Source organism: Lentibacillus saliphilus (assembly GCF_019093865.1).
Classification (GTDB): Bacteria; Bacillota; Bacilli; order Bacillales; family Amphibacillaceae; genus Lentibacillus_B; species Lentibacillus_B saliphilus.
Map to the genome: position 1 here is coordinate 458,887 of NZ_JABJXD010000001.1, position 20,819 is coordinate 479,705.

The 20,819-nt window shown below is 40.6% G+C and carries 21 protein-coding genes; 8 read left to right on the forward strand and 13 right to left on the reverse strand.

Going from position 1 to position 20,819, the window contains the following annotated elements:
* Positions 1 to 71 precede the first annotated feature (71 nt).
* Together fadH and HPC67_RS02400 are read right to left on the reverse strand one after the other, a co-directional pair.
* Positions 72 to 839: a 2,4-dienoyl-CoA reductase gene (gene fadH, locus HPC67_RS02395; RefSeq protein ID WP_217585832.1), complete on the reverse strand. Its 768-nt coding sequence runs from the start codon at positions 837 to 839 to the stop codon at positions 72 to 74.
* A gap of 249 nt (positions 840 to 1,088) precedes the next feature.
* A complete protein-coding gene (locus HPC67_RS02400) occupies positions 1,089 to 1,622 on the reverse strand; it encodes a P-loop NTPase family protein (RefSeq protein ID WP_217585833.1) in 534 nt (177 codons plus the stop codon).
* Between the two features lie 184 nt (positions 1,623 to 1,806).
* Here HPC67_RS02400 and HPC67_RS02405 point away from each other — a divergent pair, with 184 nt between their 5' ends.
* Positions 1,807 to 2,691 (forward strand): vanadium-dependent haloperoxidase, encoded by an 885-nt coding sequence (locus HPC67_RS02405; protein WP_246569582.1) that lies wholly within the window; start codon positions 1,807 to 1,809, stop codon positions 2,689 to 2,691.
* Between the two features lie 102 nt (positions 2,692 to 2,793).
* Here HPC67_RS02405 and HPC67_RS02410 read toward each other — a convergent pair whose 3' ends face one another.
* From HPC67_RS02410 to HPC67_RS02420, 3 genes are all read right to left on the reverse strand, one after another.
* Positions 2,794 to 3,618 (reverse strand): phosphoenolpyruvate hydrolase family protein, encoded by an 825-nt coding sequence (locus HPC67_RS02410; RefSeq protein WP_217585834.1) that lies wholly within the window; start codon positions 3,616 to 3,618, stop codon positions 2,794 to 2,796.
* 1 nt (position 3,619) lies between these two features.
* Entirely contained in the window at positions 3,620 to 4,849 is a 1,230-nt protein-coding gene (locus HPC67_RS02415) for a Tm-1-like ATP-binding domain-containing protein (protein WP_217585835.1), read from the reverse strand.
* A gap of 139 nt (positions 4,850 to 4,988) precedes the next feature.
* The gene (locus tag HPC67_RS02420) at positions 4,989 to 6,176 is read right to left on the reverse strand and encodes a phosphoenolpyruvate hydrolase family protein (RefSeq protein ID WP_217585836.1); all 1,188 of its coding nucleotides are present in this window, start codon (positions 6,174 to 6,176) and stop codon (positions 4,989 to 4,991) included.
* Positions 6,177 to 6,314: 138 nt separating this feature from the next.
* Between HPC67_RS02420 and HPC67_RS02425 the strand changes: the two genes are divergently transcribed.
* On the forward strand, positions 6,315 to 6,512 hold the full coding sequence (locus HPC67_RS02425; protein WP_217585837.1) for a YjzC family protein: 198 nt from the start codon (positions 6,315 to 6,317) through the stop codon (positions 6,510 to 6,512).
* Positions 6,513 to 6,671: 159 nt separating this feature from the next.
* Here HPC67_RS02425 and HPC67_RS02430 read toward each other — a convergent pair whose 3' ends face one another.
* From HPC67_RS02430 to HPC67_RS02450, 5 genes are all read right to left on the reverse strand, one after another.
* Positions 6,672 to 7,796: an MBL fold metallo-hydrolase gene (locus tag HPC67_RS02430; protein ID WP_246569584.1), complete on the reverse strand. Its 1,125-nt coding sequence runs from the start codon at positions 7,794 to 7,796 to the stop codon at positions 6,672 to 6,674.
* A gap of 99 nt (positions 7,797 to 7,895) precedes the next feature.
* A complete protein-coding gene (locus HPC67_RS02435; RefSeq protein WP_217585838.1) occupies positions 7,896 to 8,291 on the reverse strand; it encodes a DsrE/DsrF/DrsH-like family protein in 396 nt (131 codons plus the stop codon).
* 102 nt (positions 8,292 to 8,393) lie between these two features.
* Positions 8,394 to 8,963 (reverse strand): sulfurtransferase TusA family protein, encoded by a 570-nt coding sequence (locus HPC67_RS02440; protein WP_217585839.1) that lies wholly within the window; start codon positions 8,961 to 8,963, stop codon positions 8,394 to 8,396.
* Positions 8,964 to 9,145: 182 nt separating this feature from the next.
* Positions 9,146 to 9,694 carry a carbonic anhydrase gene (locus tag HPC67_RS02445; RefSeq protein WP_217585840.1) on the reverse strand — a complete coding sequence of 183 codons (549 nt, stop codon included), beginning with the start codon at positions 9,692 to 9,694 and terminating at the stop codon, positions 9,146 to 9,148.
* Between the two features lie 5 nt (positions 9,695 to 9,699).
* Positions 9,700 to 11,376 carry a SulP family inorganic anion transporter gene (locus HPC67_RS02450; RefSeq protein ID WP_217585841.1) on the reverse strand — a complete coding sequence of 559 codons (1,677 nt, stop codon included), beginning with the start codon at positions 11,374 to 11,376 and terminating at the stop codon, positions 9,700 to 9,702.
* 472 nt (positions 11,377 to 11,848) lie between these two features.
* On the opposite strand from HPC67_RS02450, the gene HPC67_RS02455 reads away from it, so the two are divergent.
* Positions 11,849 to 12,733, forward strand: coding sequence for a fructose bisphosphate aldolase (locus HPC67_RS02455; protein WP_217585842.1), 885 nt, complete (start codon positions 11,849 to 11,851; stop codon positions 12,731 to 12,733).
* 243 nt (positions 12,734 to 12,976) lie between these two features.
* Positions 12,977 to 13,933: an acetamidase/formamidase family protein gene (locus tag HPC67_RS02460; protein WP_217585843.1), complete on the forward strand. Its 957-nt coding sequence runs from the start codon at positions 12,977 to 12,979 to the stop codon at positions 13,931 to 13,933.
* Between the two features lie 75 nt (positions 13,934 to 14,008).
* On the opposite strand, the gene HPC67_RS02465 is transcribed toward HPC67_RS02460, so the two are convergent.
* Complete coding sequence (locus HPC67_RS02465; protein WP_217585844.1) at positions 14,009 to 14,665, reverse strand: uridine kinase family protein; 657 nt, start codon at positions 14,663 to 14,665, stop codon at positions 14,009 to 14,011.
* Between the two features lie 316 nt (positions 14,666 to 14,981).
* On the opposite strand from HPC67_RS02465, the gene HPC67_RS02470 reads away from it, so the two are divergent.
* Genes HPC67_RS02470 through HPC67_RS02480 form a run of 3 tightly spaced genes read left to right on the forward strand, consistent with a single transcriptional unit; the run spans position 14,982 to position 17,360 of the window.
* Positions 14,982 to 15,242, forward strand: a complete 261-nt coding sequence (locus HPC67_RS02470) for a FeoA family protein (protein WP_217585845.1) — start codon at positions 14,982 to 14,984, stop codon at positions 15,240 to 15,242.
* On the forward strand, positions 15,239 to 15,970 hold the full coding sequence (locus HPC67_RS02475) for a FeoB small GTPase domain-containing protein (protein ID WP_217585846.1): 732 nt from the start codon (positions 15,239 to 15,241) through the stop codon (positions 15,968 to 15,970). The genes HPC67_RS02470 and HPC67_RS02475 overlap by 4 nt, the downstream gene beginning before the upstream one ends.
* Complete coding sequence (locus HPC67_RS02480) at positions 15,960 to 17,360, forward strand: nucleoside recognition domain-containing protein (RefSeq protein ID WP_217585847.1); 1,401 nt, start codon at positions 15,960 to 15,962, stop codon at positions 17,358 to 17,360. Before HPC67_RS02475 ends, HPC67_RS02480 begins: the two co-directional genes overlap by 11 nt.
* A 69-nt stretch (positions 17,361 to 17,429) precedes the next feature.
* On the opposite strand, the gene HPC67_RS02485 is transcribed toward HPC67_RS02480, so the two are convergent.
* Positions 17,430 to 18,695, reverse strand: a complete 1,266-nt coding sequence (locus HPC67_RS02485) for a cytosine deaminase (protein WP_217585848.1) — start codon at positions 18,693 to 18,695, stop codon at positions 17,430 to 17,432.
* Entirely contained in the window at positions 18,696 to 19,973 is a 1,278-nt protein-coding gene (codB, locus tag HPC67_RS02490; protein ID WP_217585849.1) for a cytosine permease, read from the reverse strand.
* A 288-nt stretch (positions 19,974 to 20,261) separates the two neighbouring features.
* Between codB and HPC67_RS02495 the strand changes: the two genes are divergently transcribed.
* Positions 20,262 to 20,693, forward strand: a complete 432-nt coding sequence (locus HPC67_RS02495) for a hypothetical protein (RefSeq protein ID WP_217585850.1) — start codon at positions 20,262 to 20,264, stop codon at positions 20,691 to 20,693.
* The last annotated feature ends 126 nt before the right edge of the window (positions 20,694 to 20,819 follow it).

Sequence of the window (20,819 nt, forward strand, 5' to 3'; positions counted from 1 at the left end):
AAGTGAATAAAAAAAACACCGCATCTCTGATTAAGCTACAGAGATGCGATGACGATTTACTAGTATCTGATTTAAAATGGAAATTGATTAAGCCATTGGCCCCCATCCATTGTGACCACTTCACCATTAATGTATGCTGCGTCTTTAGACATTAGAAAAGATGCCAGTCCCGCAATCTCTTCTGGTGTGCCATAACGTTTCAGTGGAACAGACAAGCGTGTTCGCTCCGCCATCTCTTTCGAAAGCGCTAATTTTTCCGCACCACCTGTCCGTTCAATTGGACCGGGAGCGATCGCATTGACACGAATTCCGTATTTCCCGCCCCACTCAACAGCGAGCGTTCGCGTCATGCTTAATACGCCTGCTTTAGCGGCAGCATTATGGATGACTCCTGCTCCAGCATCCCAAGCATACGTTGCCACCATATTTAAAATATGACCCTGCTTTTTCGCTTCGATCCAATAATGACCGACCGCACGACTACAATAAAATGTCCCATTCAAGACAATATCAATAACTGAATTCCAACCATTAATGGATAAATCTTCAGCAGCTACAACAAAATTACCAGCAGCATTGTTGACAAGATGATCAATTGTCCCAAACTGTTCGATTGTTGTTTGCACCATTCGGTCAACGTCCTCAGGCTTTCGAACATCCATTTGAACGGTTATGATCTGACCCGTTGCAGTTTGATCCATTTCATGCTTCGCTTCATGTAGCCGTCCTTCATCTCGTCCAGTGATAACAACATTTGCACCTTCTTCAGCGAATCGTTTAGCCATCGCCTTTCCCATTCCACTTGAACCACCTGTTACAATAACGACTTCATTTTTCATACTCAAGATCCCCCTTTGATTAAATAAACATCATTTAATAGCATTGTGTTTAAGTCATGAGTGATCGTTTCCCTGCTAGATTGTCATATGAGTCATATCGTGATGTAAATCGGTAGCTTCGTAGACTGATCACTGAAGTGAGATAGACTCGCCACCGATATTGGCAACCGTCTTCCAAACTAATAATGAATGAGTATTCATTCGTTATTGTAACATAAAAAATTGTCTGTTACGATCGTTTTTGTTCTTCTATTCAATCAGACCATCTATCGTTTGAATGAATTCCTGAACTTCTTTTCTACCTTTGAGTCTGTACGCCCTTCTTTCGTTTCCCATTTTCTCAAAGGCAACACACCTTTCAGCCATATTCTTCTTACGCCGTCTGTATGTCGTAACGATGAACTTAATAAATGTCCAATCGAGCTTTTCTGAACACCCTACCGCCATGTCCGGCCGTGTCTGACCTCTATACGTGATAAACCTTTTTACAACGCGATACAAACAAAGCCACAACGGTAATTCAAGATAAATGATCGTATCGGCCTGTTCTTCCCTTATAGAGTATGTGCTGCTATAATTTCCTTCAATAATCCACTTCTGTTCATTTTTTATAATGTGTGTTTGGGCTTCTGCAAATTCTTCGTCCATCGTCTGAACCCAACCAGGCTTCCAAAATAACGCATCGAGATGGTAAACATGAATTCCGAGCTTTTCACCTAATTTCATCGCAAACGTTGACTTGCCTGCCCCAGCTGACACACCAATTACCATGATTTTTTTCATTTCTACACCCACTTCCAATAGATTAAAAACCACATTCTATTTGTTTACACAACAACATGATCACCCTTCGAACCTTTATTTAGATGCTTTTTATGAATAGGTCTTTTTTAGACGTTTGTCTATTACGAATGTCCTACTTTCTGCATTCAATAGTTATATACATTAAAATAAGGGGTGCGTAATCATGAGTCATGAGTATTTAAAATGGTCCGAAACCGTTTATGGTGGGGAAAAGCAGCCGCCTAACGATCCTGTTGATCCTCTCGCGGGTTCTTGGCCGATGTATTACTTCACTAAGGACGAAGATACATTTAATGGCCCTGATGGCCGTCCAGTCCACTTTGATATCCAATCTCCCGATACAATTGATTGGTACCGTCAGCTTAGAGCCGTCAATCGTACATTGAAGCATTTAACACCACATCAAAGGGATATTGCCATTTATTGGGGAACTGGCGCTGCAACAAAGCAATGGACACCTGTTGTCGATCGATTAATTGACACTTATAATTTAACACCTACAAGGGCTGCACGTGTTTTAGCTGCTGTTCATACCGGTATTAACGATACTTTTGTCATCGTATGGCATTACAAATATTTATGGAATGTCGCAAGACCAATACAGTATGATCAAAGCATAGAAACGGTTGTATGTACACCGCGGTTTCCAACATATATTTCGGGGCATGCGGCTGTCGCTGGTTATGTAGAAACGATACTCAGTTATTTCTTCCCAGGTGAAGCGCGTCATTTAAAACAACTTGCTGAAGAAAACGCAAAGTCAAGATTGTATGCGGGGGTTCACTTTCCGATTGATAATGACGAAGGGCTCAGTTTGGGACGACAAATAGGACATTTCATTATAAAGACATTAAGCAAAGAACACAACGAAAAAGGGCAACAGGTTGATGTTTTCTATCGTAAAAATCTTCGAGCTGATATTTCGCCTCAACCATATGAGCAAGTCATTCCTTTTGATTTTGATAATGATTGCACGTCGAATACCATTACATCCATCCATGATGGCAAGCATTCTAAATACGTTCCAAAGCCTAAATTATATTTATAATCACATACACAGTAACAATAAGGGCCGCTCAAGACATACCTCAATCACACTAAAAAAGTGTCAACAGGCTACACCCGTTGACACTTTTTATATGAATGATTTTTACTGTTTAATGTCTTTGAAGCGCTCGGACTGTTCCTTAATGCCTTTTTCCGCGGCAAAGCGTTCGATACTTGATGCACCGAAGAACCCGACAATTCCGTCCACTTTTTCAATAACATAGGCTGCATCTTCTGGTTCTGCAATTGGCCCCCCATGACAAATAACCATGACATCAGGATTGATTGCTTTACTAACATTGACGATACCTTGGATACGTTCGACACAATCATCTAACGTTAATGCTGTCTTAGCACCAATAGTCCCTTTCGTCGTTAACCCCATATGAGCGACGAGTAGATCAGCACCCGCTTCTGTCATTTTCTTCGCTTGCTCTTCATCAAACACGTATGGTGTCGTCAGCATATCTAATTCATGTGCTTTTCGGATCATGTCTACCTCAAGGTCATACCCCATACCCGTTTCTTCAAGGTTTGCACGGAAATTACCATCAATCAATCCAACTGTAGGGAAGTTTTGAACACCGGCAAAGCCCATATTCTTTAATTCTTTAAGGAAAACATCCATCACACGGAATGGATCTGTTCCATTAACACCAGCTAGTACAGGTGTATCTTTTACGACTGGTAGTACTTCACTCGCCATTTCTACAACAATTTTGTTCGCATCCCCGTAGGATAACAACCCCGCCAATGATCCTCGGCCCGCCATACGATAGCGACCAGAATTATAAATGATTAGCATATCGGCTCCGCCAGCTTCACTGCTTTTGGCCGTAATACCTGTTCCCGCTCCAACACCAAGTAAAATATGACCCTTTTCAATTTCTTCTCTGAACCGTTTTAAAATGGTTTGTCTTGATTGCATATTAGTTCGCTCCTTTTTGAGATGTCATAAAGTCCACCAATTTCTGTGCGGCCGCCTCTGCAACACGTTCATCATTAATATCTGCATCGACCTCAATTTGTTCAATAGCTGAAGATTTCAGATGCTTTTTAACGGTTTCAAATAACACCGCATCCTCTTCTGGCCCGTAAAATGCCTGTCCCTCAACATCAAGACCTGATAATCCTTTCAGTGGATAAACAATTGCTGTTTTACCTTGTGACATATTAAGCTTTTCAGCAATCTTGTATCCAATTTGTTCATTCTCTTCTTTCGTCGTTCGCATAAGCGTTACAGTTGGATTGTGCTTGTAAAAATTACGACCGCTAAATTCTGACGGCACAGAATCAAATGGTCCAAAATTCACCATATCCATTGCACCAAGTGAAACAACTTGCGGAATGCCACGTTTTCCTGCAGCTTCGAGGCGATATGGACCTGCCGCCAATACACCTCCGACGATTTCATCTGCCCATTCGGTCGTCGTTAAGTCGAGCACACCATCAATATAGCCTTCAGAAATTAGCTTTTCCATCGTGCGCCCACCTACACCAGTAGCATGAAACACAAGCACTTCAAAACCACGTGCTTCCAAGTACGCTTTTGCATGGTTCACAGCAGGTGTCGTCAAGCCAAACATCGTTGCGGCAATTAAAGGCTTTTTGTCTATATGCTCTGTCTTCGGTTCTTCAAAGTTCACCATTCCGGTAATCGCTAAACACGCATTCGTAAAAATTCGTGTTGAAATTTCATTTAATCCTGATACATCCACGACAGACGGCATCATGATTAAATCACTCGTACCGATATAAGGTTCTGTGTTACCAGATGCAACAGTAGAAACCATAATTTTTGGTACACCAAGGGGCAATGCACGCATACCTGGTGTGACAAGTGACGTTCCACCCGTTCCTCCAAACGACAAGACACCGTCAAAGTGACCTGCTTCATAAAGCTCTGGGAGTAATGCTTCCATCCCTTTAGAGAGTACTGCAGTGGCATGAGCACGATCGCGCTTTTCTACGATAGAAGCAATCGTTTCTCCAGCCGCTTCGGCAAGCTTGGCATTTGATATATCAGGTGTAAACGCCGGTTCAAATACTCCTGTATGAATGGTTAAGACTTTCACGCCTAATGATTCAAGTGTTTCTTTAACAAACAAAAATTCCTTCCCTTTCGTGTCAAGCGTTCCCGCTAAAGCAATCGTTTTCAAAAAAATCTCCTCCTGTCGCACTCGTATTTATATTAACTTTTATACTAACTTCCTTTTATCCCACTATAAACGATCTACACCTCAATGATAACGCTATCATTGGAATTAAGGAATGTGTTTATGTTAGATTTTATTGTCGTTATGTATGTTCGCGATACGTCCTAGGAGATACACCTTTATACCTTTTGAATATCTTACTAAATTGCTCGTAGTTATGGTAACCAACCATATCTGCAATTTGATGGAGTGTAAGAGAATCATTTCTCATTAAATCAATCGCTCGTCCGATCCTGAATTCGATAACATAAGATGTAAACGACAGGCCTGTCTCTTTTTTAAATAATTGACTCACATATGGGCGTGACAACTTGAGTATGCTCGCAATATCCTCCAGTGACATATCGTTCATATAATTCAGTCGTACATATTGCTTCACGAAATCGATATAATCACGCTTTCCACCAATTCCTGCAATTATTTTCTCAATTAGATGATCATAATCAAAATCGCCTGTTTTCTTAAATGAACGTGTTACCTCTACCACAGTTTGTTCAGCGGGGATACGCTCGAAAGCTGACCCACCAATGTAGCCATCAATATTTAAACCATCATACATAAATTGGACATCAATCGGTTTATTCACTGGGCCACCATATATCATTTTGATCACATGTGAGTTAGGACCAGTGCAGCAAGCAAAAATGTCTTGAGCCATTTGTTTTGCTGTTTGTAACGATACGATTTTCCGCGCGCCTAAAGCACCACCTGTTGTCAAACCTAAATGAGCACATATTACATCTGCACCAGCCTCTGCCATTTGCTGAGCTTGTTCAGCATTAAATACAAATGCGACTGTAAACAAATCCAGCTTATGCGCCATATGAATTGCCTTGACTTCTTGTTCATACGATAGACCACTTTCCTCTAACGCTTCACGAAATTGCCCATCGAAAAGACCAACACTAGGGAAATTATTAATTCCCGCAAATCCCTTCTCTTTAATCTGTTGTAAATACTGCATCATATCAATCGTTGGATCGGTTGCATTGAAGCCGAATATAATCGGAATGTCACGCACAATAGGAATCATTTCTTTGTATGCAAAATCCAGCACCAGCTCATTGCTATTGGCGTAAGGCATAAAGCCTGCTAACGAACTGACGCCCATTTGGCGAAAGCGTCCCGAGCTTAATGCGAGAATAAAGTCTGCGCCACCTTGCTGTGCATATTTCGCAGTTGCTCCTGTTCCGGCTGCAACACCAATGAGATGATGACTGATTTTTAATTGATGATGTAAAGCAACCCTAATTGCTTCTCTATTGTTCAACGACAATTCCTCCACTTTAAGTTATAAAACAAAATATAGGTTAAACGAAGCAAATTGTAAAGTCTCTAAAGAATTTCTAATAAATCATATGCGATACTTCCATACTAACGATATCACCAACGTAAGGAGGAAATTGACATGGGTGAACAAAGTCAATTCAGAGCAGGCGATAAAGCCCCAAATAACGGTATCTATATTGAAATTGGCGAAACTGGAAGTGGTGTAGAAGATCCACAACAAATTGAACTTAAAGCGGGTGACCATTTTCCAGAGCCATCTAATCAAGATCGCGTTTGGAAAAACAAGCACCATTTATCCCGACCTAATCCACAGTAACGCATGCACAATCTACTGTAACGAATACCAAAACAAAAAAGCTGTCTCACATTGATCAACTTCCTTGATCTTGTGAGACAGCTGATTGTTTATTTTTTACTTAACCATAAAGTAAAACTCAATCACTGGGCGTTTTCCAGCCCGTAATAAGCGATAAAATTATCTAACGGCACAACGATTTGGTCCGATTTCCATTTCACGTTGTTCATCATCATTTGGTGTAATTTTACCCATGTTTGTTTGACGAATATCTTGATATGCGTTTGGCTGTGGTGGCAAGTTCTCAGTTACAATTCTACGGAACTCATTTTCATCGTTAATATTTAAGCCGTGGTTTTCAGCAAATAAGTCACCTAGTTTTTTAGCAACACTACCGTTATCATTCAACTCTTCTATAATCATGAAGTGAGCTGGTGCGACGATTAATTCCTCAGATAGCTTACGATAGCGGTCGTAAAGTGTTTCTCTTAAATCAGCAACCCAATCCTCTGCTTTACCTGCCAAGTCAGGACGGCCAATTGAATCAACGAACAAAATATCACCTGTTAAAAGGTATTGTTCATCAACGACAAACGATGTTGAACCAATCGTATGCCCTGGTGAGTATAATGCATTAATATCAATTGTTGTATGACCAACTTTAATGACATTACCATCTTCTAATCGTTCATATTCAAAAACAACTTCTTCTGCATCTTTAGGTGGTAGCCAGTAAGTTGCGCCAGTTGCTTGAGCAATGCTTCGGCCACCAGAGATGTGATCAGCATGCAAATGCGTATCGAGTGCATGTGTAATTGTAACACCTAGCTCTTTAGCAAAATCAACGAACACGTCTGTCATACGTGTCGCATCAATCACAGCTGCTTCGTTATTCGATACAACCATATAAGATAAGCAGCCTTTACCAAGGCGGACAAACTGATAAATCTCTCCACCTGATTTCAAATCCCCTAATTTCACAGGCTCTAAATGTTCACTCCAAGCCTTCATGCCACCTTTTAAATATGAAACATCGTATCCTTCATCTGATAGCATTTCAGCAACCATGACCGATGATCCTTCTTTAGCACAGACAACAAGAATGTCTTTATCCTTTGGCAATTGATCAACAATGCCATCCACGCCGTCAATCAAATCAAAATAAGGCACATTTAAATATTCAAAACGGTCCCCATCGATTTTCCAGTCTTCAAAATCATCCGTATTACGAACATCGAGAATAAATAATTCTTCTTTATTGACAACTTTCTTTGCGACTTCTTTTGCTTCCATAGCTTTCATCATAAATAAACCCCTCCGAAATAAATAATTGTTAAATTTTTCTTTTCAATGGGGTGTCCAGCTGATCTTTCCCATCAGCTGGAATACCCTCGTTCATCCTAATTAAAACGTTAGTGATACTTCTGCATCTTTAGCAAACTCTAAGAATGTTACAGCGCCGCCAACTTCAATTCCATCAACGAATGCTTCTTTCTCAAGACCCATAACGTCCATTGTCATTTGACATGCGATGAATGTAACGCCCATTTCTTGAGACATTTCAATTAACTCAGAGATTGCTGGGACGTTTGCTTTTTCAAATCCCTCTGCAAAATGCTCTTTTCCTTCTGGCATTGGTAGCTGTTTGTGGGCTTCCTTATGAATTAAATTCAACCCTTCAAACGTAAAGAATATGGCTACCTCTTTATCTGATGCTGCTGCGGCTGTGGCAATGTTAAACACCTTATATGCATCAAACATTCCACCATTACTTGCAATAATTGCTACTTTGTTCGCCATTCTAAATTCCTCCTATAAATTAAATTATTTTTGAATTATATTTTTATTGTTTCAAAACAAGCTTTCGTTCACCAAGTAAGGTTGTATACATCCCCCCTTAACTTATTCAACAGTTTTAGTCAGATCACCGTTCCATTCACTCATACCAGGAACGACATTGGTAACAGCGTTAAAGCCATTTTGAGCTAGTAGCTGTGCAGCCATATCACTTCTGTTTCCAGTGCGACAAATGACGTAAATGTCATCCTCTGCATTAAGTTCATTTAATCGAGCTTCTAGTTCGCCCATCGGTATTGATACGGCACCAGGTATATGGTTGAATGCATACTCTGCTTGTTCACGGACATCAATTAATGTGATCTTACCTTCCGTTAACTTCTGCTGGAGAGCAGCATTATCAATCACATGTTGATGCTTTGTAGCTTCTTTCGCCTCTTCATCACTTGCTTTTCTTAAATAATGCTTCAAGACACCATCGTCTTCAATCGTTCCCAAATACTCATGACCCCGTGCTTCAGCCCAAGCTTTGAGATCTGTCGTTGATCCTTGATCAGTTGCTTGTATTTCGATCACCTGACCTGGCTCAAGCTCTTCAAATCCTTTCTTCGTTTTAACAATCGGCATTGGACAAGCCAATCCTTTCGCATCTAACACCTTATCTGTTTTAATCATCTGATTACCTCCATCTATTTTTAAATTTATAACATAAACATGTTCGTAACCTCGTATACCCCATAGGGTATTATAAATGACAAAATATATAAAGTAATATGCTCACGTTAGAAAACACTCAGCTTATTAACAGCACTTGAATGCCTATTTATAGTGTTTTACATCGAACAATTACTTTTTTATCATAATTTCTCTAACTCACCAGTAGCGACGTGATATAAATAGCCCGTAACTTGAACACCTTCACCATACGCCTTAAAAACGGGATGATCTTTTATGCGCGCCACTTGCTTCTGCACATTCATTTTCGTTAATTCATCGATATGAACGTCATTTGCATTTGTTTTATCGGGTAAGCTTTGTTTCACTTTCCCGATCCAGCCACTTAATGCTTCATCTACACCATCTGACCAGGCGGCTTTTACGCCACCACAGTCAGTGTGTCCTTTGATAATGATTTTTTTTATATTAAGATGAACGAGTGCGTAATAGAGACTCGCTGAAAAACTCTCATCCTCTTGATCAACTTGATTAGCAATATTACGATGTACAAACATTTCCCCGAGGGGCATTTGTGTGATGACAGAAGGACTCACACGGGAATCACTGCACGCAAGCATGAAAAATTCTGGTGATTGCCCCTCTTTTAGCCCATCAAAAAAATTCGGATTTTCACGTTTGATCTTATGAATAAACTCCTCGTTTTTATGCTTTAACTGAGCCTCGTTCATACGCGTCACGCTCCTTTTCCTTCTATGCTTTTCACAGCATCGTGAAGGGAATGATAGTCAAATTGACCTGGGTATTTATCATCCCAACCTGCTTTTTTCAACAAATCACGAACAGGTCCCTTGACCCCAATTAACGAAATGTCAATATCATTATTTCGGATTGCTTCCATCAACTCTTCTAAAGAATAAATAGAAACCCCATCAATTGAGTTGACACCACTAAAATCTAATAAAATATGTTTAATCTCTGGTCGCTCATTCATTTTCTCAGTTAATTTATTTTCCAAAAAGGACATATTAGCAAAGTACAATGATGCATCTATTCTAAAAATCAAGTAATCTGGACTCACTTCTGCATCAGGATATCGCACAATGTTACGATACACATTCTTATCTTTTAAATATCCTAACTCGGCAACATGAGGGTACGCACTACGGGCAATAAAGAGCACTAAAGAAAAACCAAGCCCGACTAAAATCCCTTCAATAATGCCTAATGTGAGTGTTGCGATAAATGTAATCACCCAAGTCCAACCATCTAACGGACGCACTTTAAACAGATACTTCGCTTCCTTCACGTCTATTAGCCCGTAAACTGCCACCATAATAATGGCTGCAAGTACTGCTTTCGGCAAATAATAGAAGAAATCTGTGAAAAACATTAGCGTTAGTAAAATCAACACGGCTGTAATAAGAGATGCAAGTGGTGTTCTCGCGCCAGATTGATAGTTCACGGCTGAGCGGGAAAATCCACCTGTAACTGGGTATCCTGAAAAGAATGAACCACCAACATTCGCTAAGCCTAGACCAATAAGCTCTTGGTTCGCATCAATTTTATATTTTTCCTTTGATGCAATTGCTTTTGCCATCGCTACAGATTCCATAAATCCAACAAATGATATTGTTAAAGCAATTGGTAATAATATCATGATGGAATCAATTGATATCGCTGGCAACGATAACCCTGGAAGTCCACTTGGAACTTCACCTACAATGGTTACACCTTGATTTTGGAGCTTCAGTCCGAAAACCGTTAGGATACTTAGTGAGACAACCACAATTGGACCAGGTATTTTCGGAATAAATTTCTTAAATACAACGAGCAACACAATACTTCCAACACCGATTGCTAAAGTGACAACATTAATTTCTGACACCTTAGCTACTGCTTCTATTATTAAGCTAAAGATTTTATTACCCGATTCATATTGCACACCCGTTAAATCTTTCAACTGACTAAAGCCAATAATGAGCGCTGCTGCTGATGTAAATGCACTAATAACGGCGTGAGATAGGAAATTCACCAGGAACCCTAGTCTCAGTACACCAAGTAGGAATTGAATCACACCTACCATTAACATTAAGAGTAAGACTAAGGTCAAATACTCACTTGTCCCTGGTTCAGCTAATGCCGTTACCCCGGTAAATACGAGTAACGATACCATTGCGACAGGCCCTACAGCTAGCTGCCGTGACGTACCAAATAACGCATATATTATTAATGGAATTGTTGAGGCATACAATCCAATGACCGGCGATAAACCTGCTAGCATTGCATATGCCATCCCTTGCGGAATCAGCATAATCGCAACAATCAACCCTGCTGATAAATCACCTTTTAAATCTGTTCTCTTATAATTTGGTATCCAATCTAATGCAGGAATGAATCTTTTTAAAAACATATTTCCACACCTTTCATCTTCCATTATACCTAAGGGGGTATGTAAAGTTGTAAAAAAAATGATGCACCTTGAAATTAAGCATTATTTATATGGCCCTTTAGGACAATTGTGCTCATTGAACAACTATGTATTTTTTACAAAGTTGTATGATCTTTAAACCATAAAGACCCTGGACAATGTTTTTCACAACCCCTAACTTACATGACGGATACTTGTAATCGTAATAACAAAATCTCTTTCTCAATACCCGTATGGGTATATTATATAAACACTATGTTTATGTTGTCAACCCCCTTACTAAAAAAACATTCTACATGGGGTGTGGACATAGATATATGTTTAGGTCCAACCATCTCTTTCGGCTTTAAAACACTGTTCTAATTTGAAGGGTGTAACTATTTTCTAAGTAATGCTACAATTAAATTATATGTATCACTTTCTAAAAACTATACTAAAGCAGAGGAGTGGTGTTATGCAACATAATCAACTTGAAAAGGTAAAAATGGCGAACGGTTTTATCGCAGCCCTTGATCAAAGCGGTGGTAGTACACCAAAAGCCCTTGCCGCTTATGGTATTCCGAAACATGCTTATACGAACGAAGAAGAGATGTTCGACTTGGTTCATGACATGCGAACAAGAATTATGACCTCCCCGGCTTTTGACTCTAACTATATTATAGGTGCTATCTTATTTGAACAAACAATGGATCGTAAAATAGAAGGATTATACACTGGTGATTACTTAGCCGAAAAAAAAGGCATCGTACCATTTTTAAAGGTTGATAAAGGGTTGGCAGAAGAAAAAAATGGCGTTCAACTTATGAAGCAGATTCCAAACCTTGAGAACACATTGCAGCGCGCCAACGACAGGCATATATTTGGTACAAAAATGCGATCGGTTATTAAACACGCCAATCAAGACGGCATTAAAGCTGTTGTCGATCAACAATTTGAAATAGGTAAACGCATTATTGCCGCTGATCTACTTCCTATTATTGAACCAGAGGTCGACATTCACAGCCCCGAAAAAGAAGCCTGTGAAGACACGCTCAAAGCCGAAATCTTAGACCAGCTAAATGCGTTAAACGATCATGAACACGTTATGCTGAAATTAACAATACCAACTCAAACAAACCTTTATAAGGAACTCATCATTCATCCGAATGTCGTTCGAGTTGTTGCGCTCTCTGGAGGATATTCTACAAAAGAAGCGAACGAAAAACTAAAAGCAAATAACGGTCTCATCGCCAGCTTTTCCCGAGCATTAGCTCAAGATTTAAACGTCAATCAAACCGACCAACAATTTAATGCTACCTTGGAACAAGCAGTCAAATCTATTTATGAGGCTTCAGTTTAAACACGCTAAGAACAAGTAGGCTTTCACTCAGATGAGTGCCTACTTGTTTTTTAGTACATACCCTATTTTGGGAATAACAAATTGTTTTCCACGGATACCCACCAAGGTTATTTCAAAAAATACCATAGCTGTCCCAAAGGTGATTTGCTTATTTTTAGAAATATTGTTATATTTTAACCATTACAGCCTATGTTAAGCTCTAATGCTAGATTAACATCATCATAAAAAAGGAGTGGTGTTGCCATGTCAATTCACCATCATAAGCATACGCATATGACCATTCATGATTTCAACGCCCATAAGCATTACGGATGGGATAGGGATTTCAAGCCAATTGCGGAAGTTGATTCTGGCCAAACTGTCAGTTATGAAATTACCGAGTCGTCAGGCGGTCAATTCTCACGACAGTCTACTGCTGCCGATGTTCTGAACATTGATTTTGAAAAGGTCAATCCAGTTGCAGGGCCCGTGTACGTAAAGGGCGCACAGCCAGGTGACACACTTGAAATTGAAATGATTGACTTCAAACAGTTAGACTGGGGATGGACAGCCATTATACCTGGGTTTGGTTTGCTCGCAGATGATTTTAAGCAACCAGCGATTAAAACATTCAATCTGGCCGATAGACATAAAGCTGAATTTTTGCCAGGCATCAATTTAGCCATTAAGCCATTTCCCGGAACAATCGGAGTTGCATTACCTGAGGAAGGCAATTTTAGTGTCGTACCTCCACGTAAAAATGGCGGCAATATGGATATTCGTCATTTAACAAGAGGAACGAAGCTTTATTTACCTGTTTGGGTGGAGGGTGCTCTTTTCTCGATTGGAGATACACACGCAGCTCAAGGCGATGGTGAAGTATGTGGCACGGCAATTGAAGCGTCTATGGAGACCACCATCCGTTTCAAGCTCCATAAAGGTAAAACCATCGCAGAACCACGTTATGAAATACCTGGTCCACCAACACCAGAAGCGGATAGTCAAGGGTATTACGTCACAACCGGACACGGTCCCGATCTATATGCTGCATCACAAAATGCGATTCGTTATATGATAGAACACATTGTTGACACATATCGGGTAACTGACGAAGAGGCATACATGCTCTGTAGTGTTGCAGTTGATCTCCGTATAAACGAAATTGTTGATGCACCAAACTGGCTCGTGTCTGCGTTCTTACCAAATTCCATCTTTAAATAAAAGTTGTGCCAGACATTCGCTCGTTGATTCAAGAGCCTTGAACAACTAACCGGACGTCTGGCACAATTTAACCTATTAATATCTGTCAAAATTAAAAGCATATTTTTCAATTGACACTTCTTCATGGGACGTTTTTATAATGACATCAAACCTATTACGATATGGATGCATAAACAATTTATATTGAATGCGTCGTTCATTATGTGACTGCTGGACATCAGCAAGATCCGCTCCTCTTTCATTTGTATCACGGTTAGATCGTCTCATTAATTCAGTGTCGTCATCTGTATAAAAATAAATCGTTAAATCAAACATATCCGGATCGATAAAAGCTGCACACATGCCTTCTATTAAGGTCAATTGATTTTCCCCAGATATTAATTGACGCTCCAAATAATCTGTATCAATCGTAAAGAAATCCAAACCCGATCTAACCATTTGAATATCGCGTTCTAACGAGGATAGTTGATGTGCTGCTGGATGACACGCTGTCATTTTATAATGATGCCGATCTCCCTCATATGTATAAGACAAATTTGTTTGTTTTCGAATGCCTGAACTCACAATATAAGGGTCTGTATTAAGATAATTAACGCTGTACGCATTTAACTGAGAAATCAACTGATGTGCAAAAGTCGTTTTTCCCGCAGCTCCATGCCCCGATATGCCAATAATGATTCGATCCTCTGTCGCTTGAATCCAATTTTTAATATCATTGATCAGCTGTTCCATCATTTCTCCCCTTCCCCCTTTGCTGCTTCCAAACGATTTAAACACAAAACATAATGATTGTTATGATACACAAACAAAATGATTCAGGAAACTAATTCTATTTTACCCTAACGATAACGGCAACTCTACTCCCCCTACTATTACACTTCAAAATTTGTTCACAGAAAATAGTTTGCCCTAGACCATCTTTTTGTTTTATACTTAACATATATAGTAACCTGAAACAATTATATCCTTGAATAAAATGATAGATATTTTTTTGTTGCAATTTTGCCTTAATGCAACTCTTTACACCTAGATCAAAGGAGAGAGCACGATGGAGAAAGCTAAACCAATTAATCAATTTCAAGCTGGCGATCACATAGAAATAACCTCTATTCAATTAACAGGCGTTATGCGTAGAAGATTGTTAGATTTAGGATTTGTACCAGGTGCGGTTGTTGAGCTTAATCAAAAAAGTCCATTAGGAGATCCGATTGCGTATAAAGTATGCGGAACTCAAGTGGCACTAAGACAAGAAGAAAGTGTCTTAATAACTGGAAAGAAACGATCTGCTGAGGAGAGACGATCATCATGACTAAAAACATCGCATTAGCAGGAAATCCCAATACCGGAAAGAGTACACTTTTTAACTTTTTAACAGGGTTAAAGCAGCATACAGGGAATTGGCCTGGTAAAACCGTTGTAAGAGCTGAAGGTCAATTTGAGACAGACCGGCACTCATACAAGGTCATTGATTTACCAGGGACATATTCTTTATATTCCAACTCAGCTGATGAAGAAGTCGCACGAGACTACATTATTTTTGAAAAGCCGGATATCACATTAGTTGTTGTCGACGCCACTTCACTTGAACGAAACTTGAATCTAGCCCTGCAGGTGTTAGAAATGACCTCTAACGTGATCATTTGTGTGAATTTAATCGATGAAGCAAGACGTAAAGGAATTACAGTAGATCAAAAGAAGCTATCAGAACAACTCGGCGTACCCGTTGTTTTAATATCGGCTAGAGAAAAGGTCGGGGTTATTGAATTACTGAAAACGATTGATCAAATGGCAGATGGAACAATCGAGACGTGTCCCTATCAAATTGCTTATGACAATACTGTTGAAACAGAAATTGAGGCATTGGAGCCTAAAATCAAACAATTATTTGGCGATCACTTCCCCTCCAGATGGATCGCTTTGAGATTAATTGACGGTGATCAACATTTACTTGATGCGTTAAAAGCATATATTCAAAGGAGTTCTCAAATAAAATCTGATTTGGAATTGAAACAAGGCGGTGTGAGTCATGGCGCTTAATACTAGTGAAAAGCTTTCACAATTAGATCAATTGTTTCATGACCACGCACGTCAGTCATCCGATGAGGTTCGCGATCATATCGTTACACGTATCTATCAATCATCACAGGAATTGACAAACACAGCCGTTGAAAGATCCAATAAGAAGATATCATGGATTGATGAAAATCTTGATAAAATCGTTACCTCTAAAACATTCGGCTTCCCAATAATGTTTTTAATGTTAGGGGTCGTCATTTATTTAACAATTGCTGGCGCAAACGTCCCAAGTGAAATGATTGCATCCGCCTTTGCAAAGGGTGAAGATTGGCTAGCAGTCTTGTTCACGTGGATGCACGCACCTGATTGGCTATATGGCATTTTAGTAGAAGGCTTTTACAGAGGAACATCTTGGGTCGTCAGTGTTATGCTGCCACCAATGGCTATTTTCTTCCCAATGTTTGCCTTATTAGAGAACTTCGGCTATTTACCTCGTGTTGCATTTAATATGGACAGGATGTTTAAAAATGCCGGTGCTCACGGAAAGCAATCATTAACAATGGCTATGGGCTTCGGCTGTAATGCTGCTGCGGTTATGGCATCACGTATCGTAGAATCCCCACGCGAGCGAATGATTGCCATTTTAACGAATAACTTCGTCCCTTGTAATGGGCGCTGGCCTTTATTGATTTTAATGGCAGGATTGTTTATGGCTGCTGGATTTACGGGTGGCATGAATACGTTGGTTTCGACTGGAGTTGTCGTTGGCATTGTTTTATTTGGAATCGCTACAACACTTGTCGTGTCCTGGGCATTGTCTAAAACACTGTTAAGAGGGGTGCCAACCCATTTCACCTTAGAGCTTCCGCCATATCGAAAGCCAAAAATCTGGAACACAATCGTTCGGGCAACGCTTGATAAATCTTGGTTTGTTTTGAAGAGAGCTGTCATTATTGCCGCACCAGCATCACTTGTAACGTGGATTTTGGCAAATGTTTTTGTTGGAGATGTGAGTGTTCTTGAACATATTGCTGGATTTTTTGATCCTTTTGCACAGGCACTTGGATTAGATGGTTATATTTTAATGGCCTTTATTCTTGGCTTTCCAGCTAATGAAATTGTCTTGCCGATTTTACTGATGAGTTATTTATCAACTGGATCTCTTATCGAAGTCACAAATCTTTCCGAGCTAAAGCTGATCTTCTTGGATCACGGCTGGACGTGGCTTACAGCATTAAACATGATGTTATTTTCTTTATTACACTACCCTTGTGGTACAACCATGTTTAACATTTATAAAGAAACGAAAAGCTGGAAATGGACATTTATGGCTTTCTTATTACCATCAGCCATTGCCATCATTGTCACCTTTATCATCGCTCAAGTTGTAACAGGCTTCGGCTGGGTATAATATAACAAAAAACTCATGCGTTGGATTGAACACGCATGAGTTTTTACTGCTTAAATGTCTTATTAAATGTTATCTTGAAAAATCAACCGTTTCGACTGTGTTAAATGTCACCGTCGTTTCGCTCGGCTTTGTTTCGGCGATTATGTGACCGTGACGAATTGAATAGCGAACAGCTGCTTGCTTGCGAATGGCTTCATATTCATTCACCGCATCAAGTACAATCATATTCGCTGGTTTACCGATTTCTATGCCATAGTCTTTTTCGATGTGCATCGTTTTCGCACTGTTCGTTGTGATCAGATCTATGGCGTTTGTAATTTGATCATAGCCCATCAGCTGTGACGCGTGAATACCCATATGAAGCACCTGAAGCATATTACCCGTTCCAAGTGGATACCACGGATCAAATATGTCATCATGACCGAAGCAGACATTCATATCTGCTTCTAATAATTCTTTAACACGGGTCAGGCCGCGACGTTTCGGATACGTATCAAAGCGCCCTTGAAGGTGAATGTTGACGAGCGGATTGGCGACAAAATTAATCTCTGACATGCCGAGCAGACGAAATAGCTTATACGCATACGCGTCATTGTATGAGCCCATGGCAGTCGTATGGCTCGCCGTAACACGAGAACCGAAGCCACGTTCATACGCTTCCTTCGCGACGACTTCAACAAAACGTGACTGCTCATCATCGATTTCATCACAGTGAATGTCGACGAGACGGTCGTATTTCTCTGCTAAATCAAATGCGAGCTCCATCGATTGGACGCCATATTCGCGTGTGAATTCAAAATGCGGAATCCCACCAACCACGTCTGCGCCCATTTTTAACGCTTCCTCAAGCAATGCCTTTCCATTTGGATAAGACAATATGCCTTCTTGTGGAAATGCGACAAGCTGAAGGTCAACATAAGATGCCATCTCTTTTTTCACTTCAAGCATGGCCTGTAGTGCCGTCAGCTTCGGATCCGTCACATCGACATGTGTTCGGACGTGCTGGATGCCTTGAGCAATTTGCCAGGTCAACGCTTTTTTAGCACGTGTTTTCACATCTTCATGTGTAAGCGTCTCTTTACGTTGACTCCAGCGCTGAATGCCTTCAAAAAGCGTACCACTCTTGTTCCACTCCGGTTCTCCGGCTGTCAACGTCGTATCAAGATGAATATGCGGCTCGACAAAAGGAGCTAGGACGAGTAATCCGTTGACGTCCAAGGTCTCCCCGTCCTGCGCTTCGTTCTGCGCCGGGGTAATAGCGGATATTTTTCCTTCAAGAATAGTAATATCCCATAATCCTTCACGACCGCGTAATGCGGCATTTTTAATAAACATTTACTGACTCACCTTCTCTGTATGAGCTGTGTTTGGTAATACGATTTCTTTTTCTGAAACTTGGTCGACTAGCTTAGTAACAGCTACGTGAACAATTGCTGAGCTGATCAATGCGTTAATTGGCGGAATGCCAGGTATCCATAACGCTGCTGCAACACCAGCACCCCAGGCCACGATCGCAATCCAATTAAACGATTTAAAGGACATTTCCTTAAACGCTTTGTAATTTCCACGATTTAGGATAAAGAAATCAGCTAAAATAATCGCACCGATTGGTGGAAGTGCAGAACCAAGAAGCGTTAAGAACCCAACAAAGTTATTATACAACCACATCGCACCAATTGTACCGATAATACCGTTAAAAATAACAATTTTATGCTTGGCGATTTTCGTAATGTTGGACAGGCCAAGACCAGACGCATACAATGCATTGTCATTCGTCGTCCAAATGTTTAATCCCAGTACAATGATCGCAGGTACAATTAAGTTTTGTAAGAACATTACTTCAGAAATATCTGATTGGCCTGTGGCAATAGAGCCAATTGCTCCAAAGACAAACATTAACGTATTTCCGATGAAAAATGCAATAACAGTTGCTACAACAGCTGAACGCTTTTTGCGAGCAAATCTTGTAAAATCGGGTGTTAACGTTCCAGCACTAATAAATGAGCCGATACAAATTGTTAGAGCTGCCGCCAAGCTAATTGCTTCCGTTGGCTCATAGCTTAGAAGTCCTTCTAACCCACCAAGTGTTTCAGTTGCTTTTAAAACAGATGTGCCACCGAGTATTGAGATTAATGGGACTGCGATAAAACTAATGATTGCTAAAGCCTTCATTCCAAAAAACGCTGTAAATGTCATCAATATACCTGCAATGGCAATTAAAATGTAAATGTCAATACCTGTCACCTTTTGTACAGGTACTGCAAACATCGCTGTCCCGACACCGAACCACCCGATTTGGGTGAATGCGAGCATAAATGAAGATAAATAAGATCCTTTTTCACCAAATGCATAACGTGCAAGCAAGTGTGTTGATAATCCTGTTTTAGAGGCCATATAAGCAAGTGCACCTGTGTAAGCACCAAGGATTAAGTTACCTGCAAGGACGATTGCCATAAATTGTAGGAAAGATAGACCTTGACCTAATTCGCCACCTGACCACATACTTGCCGAGAAAAACGTTAAACCGAGCATAACGACTAACGTATTCCAAAAACCTTTTCGATGTGATGATGGAACTGCTTCCAGTGAAAATTCTGTATCCATTTTTTTCATTCTTCATTCCTCCTGGTTTTGGTACCATACCAAGAGCGATAGACCAGCATAAAAAAGGCTCCCCGTCGTATCCGACAAGAAGCCTACTACTGGTATAAAGGTGTGATCCACTTTGAGATGATTACTCAAAGCAGCACGCACGCTCATTAGCGCACGCCACATCCTTCTACCATATCCGCTTTCCTTGTCAGCCTCACAGGACTGAATTAAAGGTACCATATTTGATTGATATTAGTATGACAGATCGGTTTTTGGATGTCAAGATGATATTTTAGAATTTGTGAAAAAATGATCAAGTTTCAGGTGCTCGGCGTTTTTGGCTGCTGGTCGATTCTTAGTGCGTTCTCGCCGATTCCTCACACGCTCTCGCTGATTCTTCGCGCGTTCTCGCCGATTCTTTGCACGCTCTCGCCGATTCCTCTCGCGTTCTCGCCGATTCTTCACACGCTCTCGCCGATTCTGTGCGCGCTCTCGCCGATTCCTCCCACGCTCTCGCCGATTCCTCTCGCGTTCTCGCCGATTTATCGCACGCTCCCGCCGATTCCTCACACGCTCTCGCCGATTCTGCGCGCGCTCTCGCCGATTCCTCACACGCTCTCGCCGATTCCTCTCGCGTTCTCGCCGATTTATCGCACGCTCTCGCCGACTTCTCACGTGCTTCCGCCGATTTCTCTGGCGCCCACGCCGATTCTAATACCCGTGCTTACCTCCTCCACCTAACAACACTCACACCTAAATAGCAATTTATCCCAACTGGGCTTTTCTTGCCTAAAGTAAAGCCTACTGATAAATTTATATATAGATGAGGACGTTAACAGCCCAGTACCGATTCATACAATTAAGAAC